Here is a 15,327-nt window from a genome sequence, read left to right on the forward strand (position 1 = left end):
GGGGGTGCCGTGTTACGGGGTTTCTCCGCCCAACCCACCCCCCATCGCTGTCGCAATTGTGGGCCGACGACCACTGGCTGTCCGCAATTGGCCGCCATGCGCTGGCGGCCCCCCGTTGACCACGCTACAATAGCCGGTTTGATTTGAGAGGGGACCCTTGTGAGACAAAAGCTGGTCATCGGCAACTGGAAGATGCACGGCAGCCTCGCCGCCAATGCGGCCCTGCTGGAAGGCATCAAGGCAGCGCCGGCCAAGTCAAAACTGGCCGTCTGCGCACCGTTCCCCTATCTTGCCCAGTGCCAGTCGCTGCTCACCGGTACCCAGGTGTCGTGGGGCGCCCAGGACACGTCGGCCGAAGTCCGCGGGGCCTTCACGGGCGAAGTTGCGGCGCCGATGCTGGCCGAGTTCGGCTGTACTTATGTGCTGGTGGGTCACTCCGAGCGCCGCACGTACCACGGTGAATCCGATGCGAAGGTGGCTGCCAAGGCACTGCGCGCCCTGGAATCGGGTCTGATTCCGGTCGTTTGCGTCGGCGAAACGCTCGCCGAGCGCGAGGCGGGGCAGACCGAGGCGGTGGTGGGCCGTCAGCTGCAAGCCGTGCTCGATGCACTGTCTATCGATCAATTGAATCGCATTGTCCTGGCCTATGAGCCCGTCTGGGCCATTGGCACTGGAAAGACGGCCACCAGCGAGCAGGCTCAGGCCGTCCATGCCGCACTGCGCGCGCAGGTCGCCGGCAAGGACGCAGGCGTGGGCGAGCGTATCGCCATCCTGTACGGCGGCAGCGTGAAGCCGGACAATGCGGCGGAACTGTTTTCCATGTCCGATATCGACGGGGGCCTGATTGGCGGCGCCTCGCTGAAGGCGGATGATTTCCTCGCGATCGGCAACGCCTGAATGCCGGATGCGACTGTCTGATCAGGCAAGTACGAAACGAATTTAACCAAATGGCAATTTTCAAGACTCTGTTGGTCGTCGTGCAGGTTCTGTCCGCGCTGGGCGTGATCGGTCTGGTCCTGCTGCAGCACGGCAAGGGCGCCGACGTCGGCGCGGCCTTCGGCTCTGGCGCATCGGGCAGCCTGTTCGGTGCATCGGGCTCGGCAAACTTCCTGTCGCGTACCACGGCCGTTCTGGCGGCGCTGTTCTTCGCTTGCACGCTGGGCCTGACGCTGCTGGGCAACTACAAGCCGCAGGCTTCGCTGGGCGTGATGGGCGCAAGCCAGCAGCCGCAGGCTACCCAGGCTTCGGCACCGTCCGCATCGGCGCCGGCAGCGGCTGCCGCATCGGCACCGGCCGGGCCCGCAGTGCCGAAGTAAGCTTCGGCATTGACGCAATAATCGAACAGTGTGTTCAAGGATTCCTGATTTAATTTGTGATTGTGCATTGAACAAATCAGGGATCATGAGTTAGAATGCAAGGCTTGAAACGATTCCCCAGCGCGGGGCGAAAGCCAGAGGACAGACTCTTCTGACAACGCTTCGTAGGGTGTAAAAACCCGGCGCAAGGCAATATTGTTTCTCCCCCAGCCGACGTGGTGAAATTGGTAGACACGCTATCTTGAGGGGGTAGTGGCGAAAGCTGTGCGAGTTCGAGTCTCGCCGTCGGCACCAAACAATTGATCGGAAGTCAATGTCGCGTCCGTGTCATGCACGGATCGCACTATTGACTCTCCGGCAGTCCGCAAGGCGGCGCCGTGCTAAGACGGGATGGCGCCTGGGGTGGGCAACAGGTCGCCGCTAGCTGGTGCTGTTGACAACATTCCAGATAAGGCTGGCCGTACCTTGACACTCGAAGCCTACTTCCCCGTCCTCGTCTTCATCCTCTTTGGCATCGTGCTCGGTGTGGCACTGATGTCCATTGGTCGGATTCTCGGTCCCAACAATCCTGACGCAGCGAAGCTGTCGCCGTACGAGTGCGGCTTCGAGGCATTCGAGGATGCGCGCATGAAGTTCGACGTGCGCTACTACCTCATCGCCATCCTCTTTATCCTGTTCGATCTCGAAACTGCCTTCCTGTTTCCCTGGGGCGTTGCCCTCAAGGACATCGGTTGGCCGGGATTCATCGCCATGGGCGTGTTTCTGCTGGAATTCATCGTGGGCTTCGTCTACATCTGGAAAAAGGGCGCGCTCGATTGGGAGTGATGTGAAATGGCAATCGAAGGCGTTCTCAACGAAGGCTTTGTCACGACGACCGCTGACAAGCTGATCAACTGGACCCGCACGGGTTCCCTGTGGCCCATGACGTTCGGTCTGGCCTGCTGTGCAGTGGAAATGATGCACGCCGGCGCCGCACGCTACGACATGGACCGTTTCGGCGTGATCTTCCGCCCGTCGCCGCGTCAGTCCGACGTGATGATCGTGGCAGGCACGCTCTGCAACAAGATGGCCCCCGCGCTGCGCAAGGTCTACGACCAGATGGCAGAACCGCGCTGGGTGATCTCGATGGGCTCGTGCGCCAATGGCGGCGGCTACTACCACTACTCGTATTCGGTGGTGCGTGGCTGCGATCGCATCGTGCCGGTCGACATCTATGTTCCGGGCTGCCCGCCGACCGCGGAGGCGCTGATCTACGGCGTGATCCAGCTCCAGAACAAGATCAAGCGTACCAACACCATTGCGCGCAAGGGCTGACATGGCGAACCTCGATACCCTCAAGGCCGCCCTCGAGAAAGTTCTGGGCAAGCGCGTGCAGAACCTGACCGAGGCCATCGGCGAACTGACGCTGATCGTCAAGGCTGCCGACTACCTCGACGTGGCACGCCTGCTGCGTGACGACCCGTCGCTGCACTTCGAGCAGGCGATCGACCTCTGCGGCGTCGACTATTCCGACTATGCCGAAGGCACCTGGGACGGCCCGCGCTTCGCGGCTGTCACGCATCTGCTGTCGCTCAAGCACAACTGGCGCCTGCGCCTGCGCGTGTTCGCGCCGGACGACGACATGCCCGTGGTGCCGTCGCTGATCGACGTGTGGAACTCGGTGAACTGGTTCGAGCGCGAGGCGTTCGACTTCTACGGCATCGTGTTCGAAGGCCACCCCGACCTGCGCCGTCTGCTGACGGACTACGGTTTCGTGGGCCATCCGTTCCGGAAGGATTTCCCGGTCTCGGGCTACGTGGAAATGCGTTACGACCCCGAGCAGAAGCGGGTCATCTACCAGCCGGTGACGATCGAGCCGCGCGAAATCACGCCGCGCGTGATTCGCGAGGAAAACTACGGCGGCACGAAGCACTGAGAACGGCGTCATGGCAGATATCAAGAACTACACCCTCAACTTCGGTCCCCAGCACCCTGCGGCACACGGCGTGCTGCGTCTGGTGCTCGAGCTGGACGGCGAAGTCATCCAGCGTGCCGATCCCCACATCGGCCTGCTGCACCGCGCCACCGAAAAGCTGGCCGAGCAGAAGAGCTGGATCCAGAGCGTTCCCTACATGGACCGTCTCGACTACGTGTCGATGATGGTCAACGAACACGCCTACGTGATGGCGATCGAGCGGATGCTCGGCATCGAGGTGCCGATCCGCGCGCAGTACATCCGCGTGATGTTCGACGAGATCACCCGCCTGCTGAACCACCTGATGTGGATCGGCGCCCACGCGCTGGACGTCGGCGCGATGGCCGTGTTCCTGTACGCGTTCCGCGAGCGCGAGGACATGTTCGACATGTACGAGGCGGTGTCGGGCGCGCGCATGCACGCAGCCTACTACCGTCCGGGCGGCGTTTACCGCGACCTGCCGGACACGATGCCGCAGTACCGCGCGTCGAAGATCCACAACGAGAAGGCCATCAAGGTCATGAACGAAAACCGTTCGGGCTCGCTGCTGGACTTCATCGAAGACTTCACGAACCGTTTTCCGACGTACGTGGATGAATATGAGACGCTGCTGACCGATAACCGTATCTGGAAGCAGCGTCTGGTGGATATCGGCGTGGTGACTCCGGAGCGCGCGCTGCAGATGGGTTTCACGGGTCCGATGCTGCGTGGCTCGGGCATCGAGTGGGATCTGCGCAAGAAGCAGCCGTACGAGGTCTACGACAAGATCGACTTCGACATCCCGGTGGGCACGGCGGGCGACTGCTATTCCCGTTACCTGGTGCGCGTGGAAGAAATGCGCCAGTCGAACCGCATCATCAAGCAGTGCATCGACTGGCTGCGCCGCAACCCGGGTCCGGTGATTTCCGAGAACCACAAGGTGGCACCGCCGTCGCGCGTGGACATGAAGTCGAACATGGAAGAGCTGATTCACCATTTCAAGCTCTTCACGGAAGGCATCCACGTACCGCCGGGCGAGGCTTACGCGGCAGTGGAACACCCGAAGGGCGAGTTTGGTATCTACGCGATCTCGGACGGTGCGAACAAGCCGTACCGCCTGAAGATCCGTGCTCCGGGCTTTGCCCACCTGGCCGCGCTCGACGAAATGGCCAAGGGACACATGATTGCGGATGCGGTCACGATCATCGGGACACAGGACATCGTGTTCGGCGAGATCGACCGCTAAGGGATACCGGCAGAAGGGTATCCCGTCACAGGCCGTTGTCCGGACGACGATCCGGGCGTGTTCGGCCGGCCCCGGCGGTAATGGTGGCAGCAGGCTCCGGCCTGCGACGGATCGGCAAGGAATGCGCTGGAGCATTCCGGGCCGGCAGAACATGGCAGCGACGGCTGCAAACCAGCGAAGCCCGGCATACAAGGGCAGGACTTCGCCGTATTACTGCAATGACCATGCTATCAGCAGAAGCTCTCAAGGAAATCGATCGCGCGATCGCGAAGTATCCGGCCGACCAGAAGCAGTCGGCCGTGATGGCGGCACTCGCCGTGGCACAGGGCGAGGTGGGCTGGGTTTCCCCCGAAGTCATGCAGTTCGTCGCCAGCTACCTGGAAATGCCGCCCGTGTGGGTGGAAGAGGTGGCCACGTTCTACAACATGTATGACACCAAGCCGGTGGGCAAGTACAAGCTCACCGTCTGCACCAACCTGCCGTGCGCGCTGTCGGGCGGCGACCGGGCTGGCGAATACCTGAAGCGCAAGCTCGGGATCGACTACAACGAAACCACCGCCGATGGCTGCTTCACGCTGAAGGAAGGCGAGTGCATGGGCGCTTGCGGCGACGCACCGGTGATGATCGTCAACAACACCCGCATGTGCAGCTTCATGAGCGACCAGAAGCTCGACGCCCTGGTCGACGAGCTCAAGGCCGAAGCCGCCGCCAAGGGGGACAAGTAACATGACCTCTCTGCACGACCGTCACATCAAGCCGCTGATCCTGGCCGGCCTGGACGGCAAGAACTGGCACCTCGAGGACTACGTCAAGCGTGGCGGCTACGCCCAGCTGCGCCGTATCCTCGAACAGAAGGTAACGCCCGAGCAGGTGATTGCCGACGTCAAGGCCTCGGGCCTGCGCGGCCGTGGCGGTGCGGGTTTTCCGACCGGCCTGAAGTGGAGCTTCATGCCGCGTTCGTTCCCGGGTCAGAAGTACCTGGTCTGCAATACCGACGAGGGCGAGCCGGGCACGTTCAAGGACCGTGACATCATCCGCTACAACCCCCATGCGCTGATCGAAGGCATGGCTATCGGGGCGTACGCGATGGGCATCACCGTGGGTTACAACTACATCCACGGCGAAATCTGGAACGAATACAAGATCTTCGAGGAAGCCCTCGAGGAGGCACGCCGCGCCGGTTTCCTGGGCGACAACATCCTGGGTTCGGGCTTCGACTTCCAGTTGCATGCCCACCACGGCTACGGCGCGTACATCTGCGGCGAAGAAACCGCGCTGCTCGAATCGCTGGAAGGCAAGAAAGGCCAGCCGCGCTTCAAGCCGCCTTTCCCGGCCAGCTTCGGCCTGTACGGCAAGCCGACCACCATCAACAACACCGAGACGTTCGCAGCGGTGCCGTTCCTCCTGGCCGTGGGCCCGGACGAATACCTGAAGATGGGTAAGCCGAATAACGGCGGCACCAAGATCTTCTCGATCTCCGGCGACGTCGAGCGTCCGGGCAACTACGAAATCCCGCTGGGCACGCCGTTCTCCACGTTGCTGGAGCTGGCGGGTGGCATGCGCGGCGGCAAGGCGCTCAAGGCCGTGATCCCTGGCGGATCGTCGGCCCCGGTGGTGCCGGCCGACCTGATGATGGCGTCGACCATGGACTACGACTCGATCGCCAAGGCCGGCTCGATGCTGGGCTCGGGCGCCGTGATCGTCATGGACGAAACGCGCTGCATGGTGCGGTCGCTGCTGCGCCTGTCGTATTTCTACTTTGAAGAATCGTGCGGCCAGTGCACGCCGTGCCGTGAAGGCACCGGCTGGCTCTACCGCATGGTGAATCGTATTGAACACGGAGAAGGCCGCCAGGAAGACCTGGACCTGCTCAATAACGTCGCGGAAAACATCATGGGTCGCACGATTTGCGCGCTCGGCGATGCCGCGGCGATGCCGGTACGCGGCATGCTCAAGCACTACTGGAAAGAGTTCGAATATCACGTCGAACACAAGCAGTGCATGGTCCCGGCCCATTCCTGAAGCGTGGCAGAACATGGTTGAACTCGAGATCGACGGCAAGAAGGTAGAGGTTGCGGAAGGCAGCCTCGTGATGGAAGCGGCCCGCAAGCTGGGCACCTACATCCCGCACTTCTGCTACCACCGCAAACTGTCCATCGCGGCGAACTGCCGCATGTGCCTGGTCGAAGTGGAAAAGGCGCCCAAGGCGCTGCCCGCCTGCGCCACCCCGGTGACGCCCGGCATGAAGGTCTTCACGAACTCCGAAAAGGCTGTCAAGGCCCAGAAGTCCGTGATGGAATTCCTGCTGATCAACCACCCACTCGACTGCCCGATCTGCGATCAGGGCGGCGAATGCCAGCTGCAGGATCTGGCCGTGGGCTACGGTGCCTCGGAGTCGCGCTACAAGGAAGAAAAGCGCGTGGTGTTCCACAAGAACGTGGGCCCGCTGATCTCCATGGAGGAGATGACCCGCTGCATCCATTGCACCCGCTGCGTGCGCTTTGGCCAGGAAGTGGCCGGCGTGATGGAGCTGGGCATGCTGAACCGTGGCGAACACTCGGAAATCACGACGTTCGTCGGCCAGACCGTGGATTCGGAACTGTCCGGCAACATGATCGACCTGTGCCCGGTTGGCGCGCTGACCAGCAAGCCGTTCCGTTATTCGGCCCGTACCTGGGAACTGGCTCGTCGCAAGTCGGTGTCGCCGCACGACGGCGTGGGTGCCAACCTCGTGGTCCAGACCAAGAACCAGCGCGTGATGCGCGTGGTGCCCCTGGAAAACGAAGACGTCAACGAGTGCTGGATCTCCGACAAGGACCGCTTCTCGTACGAAGGCGTGAACAGTGCCGACCGTCTGACCCGCCCGATGCTCAAGCAGGGCAACCAGTGGATGGAAACCGACTGGCAGACCGCGCTGGAATACGTGGCCAACGGCCTGGCGAGCATCAAGCGTGACCATGGTGCCGACCAGATCGCCGCCATCGCCAGCCCGCACAGCACGCTGGAAGAACTGTTCCTGCTGGGCAAGCTCGTCCGTGGCCTGGGCAGCGACAACGTGGACTTCCGCCTGCGCCAGACCGATTTCTCGGCCGCGCTGAAGGGCGCGCCGTGGCTGGGCATGCCGATTGCCGACGTCACCACGCTGCAACGCGCGCTGGTGATTGGCGCTTCGCTGCGCAAGGATCAGCCGCTGCTGGCCTCCCGCCTGCGTCAGGCCGCCAAGAAGGGTGCCCGCGTGGCCGTGATCGGTACCGGCGGTGAAGACCTGCTGATGCCGCTGGCCGCACGTATCGACGTGGCACCGTCGGCCTGGACTGCCGCACTGGCCGGCGTGGCCCGTGCCGTGGCCGCCGCCAAGGGCGTGGCCGCTCCGGCCGGGACCGATGGTTTCGACGGTGGCGACGCCGCCAGGACCGTGGCCGATGCGCTGCTGTCGGGCGAGCGCCGTGCCGTGTTCCTCGGCAACGAAGCCGTGCGCCACCCGCAATTCTCGGCGCTGCACGCGCTGGCCCAGTGGATCGCAACGGAAACGGGAGCCACGCTGGGCTTCCTGACCGAGGCGGCCAACACCGTCGGCGGCTATATTGCCGGCGCGCTGCCGCAACAGGGCGGTGCCAATGCCCAGGCGATGTTCGATGCGCCGCGCAAGGCATACATCGTGCTGAACGCCGAAGCCGAATTCGATACCGCCGATGCACGCAAGGCCCTGGCCGCGCTGCAGCAGGCCGGAACCGTCGTGGTGCTGTCGCCGTTCCGCTCGGAAGCGGCCATGCAATACGCCGACGTGATCCTGCCGATCGCGCCGTTCACCGAGACCGCCGGTACGTTCGTGAACGCCGAGGGCCGTGCCCAGAGCTTCAACGGCGTGGTGCGCGCGCTGGGTGAGTCGCGTCCGGGCTGGAAGGTGCTGCGCGTGCTGGGCAACCTGCTCGACGTGCCGGGCTTCGACTTCGAAACCGCCGAAGCCGTGCGCGATGCCGCACTGGTCAAGCTGGCTCCGGCGCAGCTGAACAACGCTACCGACGCCCCGATCCGCGTGACGGCTGCCGCCGCCAACGGTATCGAGCGTATCGCCGATGTGCCCATCTACCACGCCGACCCGATCGTGCGTCGTGCCGATTCGCTGCAGCTGACCGCTGCCGCGCGCCGCGCGATGACGGTGGGCCTGTCGTCGGAACTGTTCGCCAAGCTGGGCGTGCAGGCGGGCGACCCGGTGCGCGTGACGCAGGACGGTGCCAGCGTGGTGCTGCCCGCGGCGCTGGAAAAGACGCTGCCGGCCAATGCCGTGCGCGTGCCGGCTGCCACCGTGGCCGCCGCAACGCTGGGCGCGCTGTTCGGTACCGTCACCGTTGAGAAAGCCATCGACCTGTCGGCCGGCCAGGGTGCCGCCGCGACGGCCACCGTATAAGAAGAGCGAGATAGCAACATGATCGATCTCATTACCTCGCAGGGCCAGGCCATCTTCGGCAGCGCTTGGACGCTGATCTGGATCCTGATCCGTGCCGTGGTCATTGTGGTGCCGGTGCTGCTGTGCGTGGCCTACCTGATTCTGTGGGAACGCAAGCTGATTGGCTGGATGCACGTCCGTATCGGCCCGAACCGCGTGGGTCCGCTGGGCCTGCTGCAGCCGATTGCCGATGTGCTGAAGCTGCTGCTCAAGGAAGTGATGTTCCCGTCGCAGATCAACCGGATGATGTATCTGGTTGCGCCGCTGATGGTGCTGGTGCCGGCAGTGGCCGTCTGGGCCGTGATCCCGTTCCAGCCCGAAGTGGTGATGGCGGACGTCAACGCCGGCCTGCTGTACGTGATGGCCATCAGCTCGGTGGGCGTGTACGGCGTGATCCTGGCCGGCTGGGCATCGAACTCGAAGTACGCGTTCATCGGCGCCATGCGTGCCGCGGCGCAGATGGTGTCGTATGAAATCGCCATGGGCTTCGCGCTGGTCACCGTGCTGATGGTGGCCGGCAGCCTGAACCTGTCGACGATCGTGAACAGCCAGAATGTGGGCTATTTCGCGGACATGGGCATCAACATCCTGTCGTGGAACTGGCTGCCGCTGCTGCCGATGTTCGCCGTGTACTTCATCTCGGGCGTGGCGGAAACCAACCGCCATCCGTTCGACGTGGTGGAAGGCGAGTCGGAAATCGTGGCCGGTCACATGATCGAATATTCGGGCATGACGTTCGCGCTGTTCTTCCTGGCCGAGTACATCAACATGATCATCATCTCGACGATGACCTCGCTGATGTTCCTCGGTGGCTGGGCGCCGCCGTTCTCGAGCGTGATCACGAATGCGGTCCCGGGCTTCTTCTGGCTGGTGATCAAGGTTTTCCTGCTGCTGTCTGTGTTCATCTGGATTCGTGCCTCGTTCCCGCGTTACCGCTATGACCAGATCATGCGTCTGGGCTGGAAGATCTTCATTCCGCTGACCGTGGCGTGGCTGATCATTGTGGCGATCTGGATCAAGTCGCCGTGGAACATCTGGCACTAAGAGGCCAGGCGACGGCGCGCCGCCCGAACGGGCAGGGCGCGCCGCGCGGAAATACTTAGGAAGCAATCGTCATGCTGATCGCCATCAAGGACTTCTTTAACAGCCTGCTCCTGAAGGAACTCTTCAAGGGCATGGCACTTACCGGCCGCTATCTCTTCGCCCGGAAGGTGACTGTCCAGTTCCCGGAAGAGAAGACGCCGATGTCGCCGCGATTCCGCGGCCTGCACGCACTGCGCCGCTACCCGAACGGGGAAGAGCGTTGCATCGCCTGCAAGCTGTGCGAAGCGGTGTGCCCGGCCATGGCCATTACGATCGAGTCGGATGTGCGTAACGACGGCACCCGCCGCACCACGCGCTACGACATCGATCTGACCAAGTGCATTTTCTGCGGCTTCTGCGAAGAAGCCTGCCCGGTCGACGCGGTCGTGGAAACGCATATTTTCGAGTACCACGGCGAGAAGCGCGGCGACCTGTACTTCACGAAGGACATGCTGCTGGCAGTGGGCGACCGCTACGAGCCGCAGATCGCGGCAGCCAAGGCCGCGGACGCGAAGTACCGCTAAGCGGACCGGCAGGACGGGAGCCAGGCATACGGTGCGCGGTTCCCGGCAACGAATTTGAAGTCGCCCCGCAAGGGGCACAACCAAGAGAAGCAAGTCGCGCAAGGCGTGGCTGCCCCCGACGGGCAGCCCGGACCGGCGCGGCCCAAAGAGGATCCGATAGGGACCATGGAACTCACGACAGCCATCTTCTATGCCTTTGCCCTGGTGCTGGTGCTCTCCGCACTGAAAGTCATCACGGCAAAGAACCCGGTGCATTCCGCACTGTTCCTCGTCCTGGCGTTCTTCACCGCCGCGGCGATCTGGATGATCCTGAAGGCCGAGTTCCTCGCCATCCTGCTCGTGCTGGTGTACGTAGGTGCGGTGATGGTGCTGTTCCTGTTCGTGGTGATGATGATCGATATCGATATCGAGCACCTGCGCCGCGACTTCTGGACGTACGTGCCGATGGCGTCGATCGTCGGTGCGCTGATCATCGCCGAAATGGCCATCGTGCTGGTGCGCAACTTCATCGGCACTACCAACGCCGTGCTGCCGCCGGGCGCGCAGGACCCGAATTATTCGAACACCGCCGCGCTGGGCAAGCTGATCTACACCGACTACGTGTACGCCTTCGAAGTGGCCGGCATCATCCTGCTGGTGGCCATCGTGGCCGCCGTGGCCCTGACGCTGCGCCGCCGCAAGGATGTCAAGGCGCAGGACGTGGGTGCCCAGCTGCGTGTACGCCGCGACGAGCGCGTGCGCATGGTGAAGATGCCGGCCGAGGGCCGGGCCGAAGCGGATGCTGCTGTGTCCGCCAACAAGAACTAAGCCCGGAGAACCCGCTGTGCTGTCTCTCGCTCACTTTCTCGTCCTCGGTGCCATCCTGTTCGCGATCAGCATCGTTGGCATCTTCCTGAACCGCAAGAACGTCATCGTGCTGTTGATGGCGCTCGAACTGATGCTGCTTGCGGTGAACATGAATTTCGTCGCCTTCTCGCACTACATGGGCGACCTGGCCGGACAGGTTTTCGTTTTCTTCATCCTTACGGTGGCCGCCGCCGAGTCGGCAATCGGTCTGGCAATCCTGGTCGTGCTGTTCCGTAACCTGGACACGATCAACGTGGACGACATGGATACCCTCAAGGGCTGACATGAACGCTCACGACATGAACCAAGACTGCATCCCGACCGCACACCAATAAGCGTCCTATGGCAACCACGCTCAACCCCAACCTGCTGCTGGCGATTGCGCTGGCACCGCTCGCCGGTGCCGCGATAGCCGGTCTGTTCGGTACCAAGTTCTTCGGCACGTTCTCCTCGGAGACGCGCGGCGGCCGCATCGTGGCCCACTCGGCAACGATCCTCGGTGTCGCCATCTCGTTCGTCCTCTCCGTGATGGTGCTGCTCGACGTGATGAACGGCGCCGGCTACAACGCCACCGTGTACGAATGGATGGCCATCGGCTCGCTGAAGATGGAAGTCGGCTTCCTGGTCGATTCCCTGACGGCGATGATGATGGTCGTGGTGACCTTCGTCTCGCTGATGGTGCACATCTACACCGTCGGCTACATGGACGGGGACCCCGGCTACAACCGCTTCTTCGCCTACATCTCGCTGTTCACCTTCTCGATGCTGATGCTGGTGATGAGCAACAACTTCCTGCAGCTGTTCTTCGGCTGGGAAGCTGTGGGCCTGGTGTCGTACCTGCTGATCGGCTTCTGGTACACGCGTCCGACCGCGATCTTCGCCAACCTGAAGGCGTTCCTGGTCAACCGCGTGGGTGACTTCGGCTTCATCCTCGGTATCGGCCTGCTGCTGGCGTACAGCGGCAGCATGAACTACACGGACGTGTTCGCCCAGCGCGAGCAGCTGGCAACCGTGATCTTCCCGGGCACCGACTGGCTGATGATCACCGTGGCGTGCATCTGCCTGTTCATCGGCGCGATGGGCAAGTCGGCGCAGTTCCCGCTGCACGTGTGGCTGCCTGACTCGATGGAAGGCCCGACCCCGATTTCGGCACTGATCCACGCGGCAACCATGGTGACGGCCGGTATCTTCATGGTGTCGCGCATGTCGCCGCTGTTCGAGCTGTCGGACACCGCCCTGTCGTTCGTGATGATCATCGGCGGCATCACGGCACTGTTCATGGGCTTCCTGGGCATCATCCAGAACGACATCAAGCGCGTGGTGGCGTACTCCACGCTGTCGCAGCTGGGCTACATGACCGTGGCGCTTGGCGCTTCGGCCTACTCGGTGGCCGTGTTCCACCTGATGACCCACGCATTCTTCAAGGCGCTGCTGTTCCTTGCGGCCGGTTCGGTCATCATCGGCATGCACCACGACCAGGACATCCGCAACATGGGCGGCCTGCGCAAGTACATGCCGATCACCTGGATCACGTCGCTGGTGGGTTCGCTGGCGCTGATCGGCACGCCGTTCTTCTCGGGCTTCTATTCGAAGGACTCGATCATCGAGGCCGTGGCCGAGTCGCACCTGGCCGGTTCGGGCTTCGCGTACTTCGCCGTGCTGGCTGGCGTGTTCGTCACCGCCTTCTACTCGTTCCGCATGTACTTCCTGGTGTTCCACGGTGAAGAGCGTTTCGGCAAGCCGCACGCGCACCACGATCACCACGAGGAAGAAGAGGAATCGCACGGCGACGACCACCACCATGGTCTGGCTCCGGGCCAGAAGCCGCACGAGTCGCCGTGGGTAGTGACGCTGCCGCTGGTGCTGCTGGCCATCCCGTCGGTGATCGTTGGCGCCATCGCCATCGAGCCGATGCTGTTCGGTGACTTCTTCAAGCATGGCCTGGCGTTCAAGGACGTGATCTTCGTCGGCGAGAACCATCACGCCATGGAAGAGTTGAAGGAAGCGTTCCACGGCTGGGTGCCAATGGCGATTCACTCGCTGACGACCCCGGTGCTGTGGCTAGCAATTGCCGGTGTGGTGCTGTCGTGGTTCTTCTACATGAAGCGCCCGGACATCCCGGCCGCCATCAAGCAACGCTGCTCGGGTCTCTACAACCTGCTCGAGAACAAGTACTACATGGACGCGATCAACGAGGCAGTGTTTGCCCGTGGCGCGCGCCTGCTGGGTACCGGCCTGTGGAAGGGTGGTGACCAGAGCTTCATCGACGGCCTGTTCGTCAATGGTTCGGCCCGTGTGGTGGCGTCGTTTGCCGCGGCCAGCCGTTACCTGCAGTCCGGCTACATCTACCATTACGCTTTCGCGATGATCCTCGGCATGCTGGTGCTGTTGACGCTGACGATCACTGGCGTGATAGGCACCAAGTGATAGGCACCGAGTAAGGAAAACAAACAAATGGTTCTGTCTCTCGCAATCTGGCTGCCTATCTTCTTCGGCTTGCTGGTATTGATGTTCGGCTCCGACAACAGCAAGGGCTTCGCGCGCTGGATGGCGCTGTTCGGTGCCATCGCCAGCTTCGCCGTGACGCTGCCGCTGGTCTTCCATTTCGACACCTCGACGGCCGCAATGCAGTTTGTCGAGCAGGCGAACTGGATCGAGCGCTTCAACATTGCCTATCACCTGGGCGTTGACGGCATCTCGATGTGGTTCGTCGTGCTGACGTCGTTCATCACCGTGATCGTCGTGATCTCGGCCTGGGAAGTGATCACCGAACGGGTGGCCGAGTACATGGCCGCGTTCCTGATCCTCTCGGGTCTGATGGTGGGCGTGTTCTGCGCGCTGGACGGCATGCTGTTCTACGTGTTCTTCGAAGCCACGCTGATCCCGATGTACATCATCATCGGTGTCTGGGGTGGCCCGAACCGCGTGTACGCCGCGTTCAAGTTCTTCCTCTACACGCTGCTGGGCTCGCTGCTGACGCTGGTTGCCCTGCTGTACCTGTACAACAAGACCGGTACGTTCGACATCCTGTCCTGGCACCAGGCCAAGCTGTCGTTCGAAGAACAGATCCTGATCTTCCTGGCGTTCTTCATGGCCTTCGCCGTGAAGGTGCCGATGTGGCCGGTGCACACCTGGCTGCCGGACGCCCACGTGGAAGCGCCGACCGGCGGTTCCGTGGTGCTGGCCGCGATCATGCTGAAGCTGGGCGCCTACGGTTTCCTGCGGTTCTCGCTGCCGATCGCGCCGGACGCCAGCCACTACATGGCACCGTTCATCATCACGATCTCGCTGGTCGCGGTGATCTACATCGGCCTCGTGGCGCTGGTCCAGGCCGACATGAAGAAGCTGGTGGCGTATTCGTCGATCGCCCACATGGGCTTCGTGACGCTCGGCTTCTTCATTTTCAACGACCTGGGCGTTGAAGGCGGCATCATCCAGATGATCTCGCACGGCTTCGTGTCGGGCGCCATGTTCCTCGGCATCGGTGTGCTGTACGACCGCGTGCATTCGCGCCAGATCGCCGACTACGGCGGTGTGGTGAACGTGATGCCGAAGTTCGCCGCATTCTCGGTGTTCTTCGCCATGGCAAACTGCGGCCTGCCGGCTACCTCTGGTTTCGTCGGCGAGTTCATGGTCATCCTGGCGTCGGTCAAGTTCAATTTCTGGATCGGCCTGCTGGCTGCCACGGCCCTGATCCTGGGCGCGGCCTACTCGCTGTGGATGGTCAAGCGCGTGATCTTTGGCGATATCGTGCATCAGCACGTGCGTGAACTGGTAGACCTGAACAAGCGCGAATTCCTGATGTTCGGCCTGCTGGCGATCCTGACGCTGTACATGGGCCTGTACCCGAAACCCTTCACCGATGTGATGCACGCCTCGGTGGTGAACCTGCTGTCCCACGTGGCACAGTCCAAGCTGTAAGCGGGGGAGAG

At 62.6% G+C, this 15,327-nt stretch carries 15 protein-coding genes and 1 tRNA gene; all 16 read left to right on the plus strand.

Annotation, left to right across the window (positions count from 1 at the left end; translation table 11 throughout):
* The first annotated feature begins 159 nt into the window (after positions 1–159).
* Positions 160–897, plus strand: coding sequence for a triose-phosphate isomerase (tpiA, locus tag AC3FJ6_RS06805; RefSeq protein ID WP_488771225.1), 738 nt, complete (start codon positions 160–162; stop codon positions 895–897).
* Positions 898–947: 50 nt separating this feature from the next.
* On the plus strand, positions 948–1,316 hold the full coding sequence (secG, locus tag AC3FJ6_RS06810; RefSeq protein ID WP_153947584.1) for a preprotein translocase subunit SecG: 369 nt from the start codon (positions 948–950) through the stop codon (positions 1,314–1,316).
* A gap of 209 nt (positions 1,317–1,525) precedes the next feature.
* Positions 1,526–1,610, plus strand: a tRNA-Leu gene (locus AC3FJ6_RS06815).
* Between the two features lie 171 nt (positions 1,611–1,781).
* Positions 1,782–2,141 carry an NADH-quinone oxidoreductase subunit A gene (locus tag AC3FJ6_RS06820; protein WP_029050851.1) on the plus strand — a complete coding sequence of 120 codons (360 nt, stop codon included), beginning with the start codon at positions 1,782–1,784 and terminating at the stop codon, positions 2,139–2,141.
* A gap of 6 nt (positions 2,142–2,147) precedes the next feature.
* Positions 2,148–2,630: a NuoB/complex I 20 kDa subunit family protein gene (locus AC3FJ6_RS06825; protein ID WP_008643342.1), complete on the plus strand. Its 483-nt coding sequence runs from the start codon at positions 2,148–2,150 to the stop codon at positions 2,628–2,630.
* Between the two features lies 1 nt (position 2,631).
* A complete protein-coding gene (locus tag AC3FJ6_RS06830) occupies positions 2,632–3,231 on the plus strand; it encodes an NADH-quinone oxidoreductase subunit C (RefSeq protein WP_400391136.1) in 600 nt (199 codons plus the stop codon).
* A gap of 10 nt (positions 3,232–3,241) precedes the next feature.
* Positions 3,242–4,495 carry an NADH-quinone oxidoreductase subunit D gene (locus tag AC3FJ6_RS06835; RefSeq protein WP_400391137.1) on the plus strand — a complete coding sequence of 418 codons (1,254 nt, stop codon included), beginning with the start codon at positions 3,242–3,244 and terminating at the stop codon, positions 4,493–4,495.
* Between the two features lie 224 nt (positions 4,496–4,719).
* Positions 4,720–5,220, plus strand: coding sequence for an NADH-quinone oxidoreductase subunit NuoE (nuoE, locus tag AC3FJ6_RS06840; RefSeq protein WP_029050848.1), 501 nt, complete (start codon positions 4,720–4,722; stop codon positions 5,218–5,220).
* Position 5,221: 1 nt separating this feature from the next.
* Positions 5,222–6,517: an NADH-quinone oxidoreductase subunit NuoF gene (gene nuoF, locus AC3FJ6_RS06845; RefSeq protein WP_153947587.1), complete on the plus strand. Its 1,296-nt coding sequence runs from the start codon at positions 5,222–5,224 to the stop codon at positions 6,515–6,517.
* 13 nt (positions 6,518–6,530) lie between these two features.
* Positions 6,531–8,903, plus strand: a complete 2,373-nt coding sequence (gene nuoG / locus AC3FJ6_RS06850; protein ID WP_488771226.1) for an NADH-quinone oxidoreductase subunit NuoG — start codon at positions 6,531–6,533, stop codon at positions 8,901–8,903.
* An 18-nt stretch (positions 8,904–8,921) separates the two neighbouring features.
* Complete coding sequence (nuoH, locus tag AC3FJ6_RS06855) at positions 8,922–9,986, plus strand: NADH-quinone oxidoreductase subunit NuoH (RefSeq protein ID WP_153947589.1); 1,065 nt, start codon at positions 8,922–8,924, stop codon at positions 9,984–9,986.
* Between the two features lie 74 nt (positions 9,987–10,060).
* Positions 10,061–10,549, plus strand: coding sequence for an NADH-quinone oxidoreductase subunit NuoI (gene nuoI, locus AC3FJ6_RS06860; RefSeq protein ID WP_175459842.1), 489 nt, complete (start codon positions 10,061–10,063; stop codon positions 10,547–10,549).
* Positions 10,550–10,714: 165 nt separating this feature from the next.
* Positions 10,715–11,356, plus strand: a complete 642-nt coding sequence (locus tag AC3FJ6_RS06865) for an NADH-quinone oxidoreductase subunit J (RefSeq protein WP_488771228.1) — start codon at positions 10,715–10,717, stop codon at positions 11,354–11,356.
* Between the two features lie 16 nt (positions 11,357–11,372).
* Positions 11,373–11,678 (plus strand): NADH-quinone oxidoreductase subunit NuoK, encoded by a 306-nt coding sequence (gene nuoK / locus AC3FJ6_RS06870; protein WP_029050842.1) that lies wholly within the window; start codon positions 11,373–11,375, stop codon positions 11,676–11,678.
* Between the two features lie 59 nt (positions 11,679–11,737).
* Positions 11,738–13,822 (plus strand): NADH-quinone oxidoreductase subunit L, encoded by a 2,085-nt coding sequence (gene nuoL, locus AC3FJ6_RS06875; protein ID WP_488771229.1) that lies wholly within the window; start codon positions 11,738–11,740, stop codon positions 13,820–13,822.
* 27 nt (positions 13,823–13,849) lie between these two features.
* Entirely contained in the window at positions 13,850–15,316 is a 1,467-nt protein-coding gene (locus tag AC3FJ6_RS06880; protein ID WP_488771230.1) for an NADH-quinone oxidoreductase subunit M, read from the plus strand.
* Positions 15,317–15,327: the final 11 nt, after the last annotated feature.

It is taken from the genome of Cupriavidus sp. 94F1 (assembly GCF_057798875.1).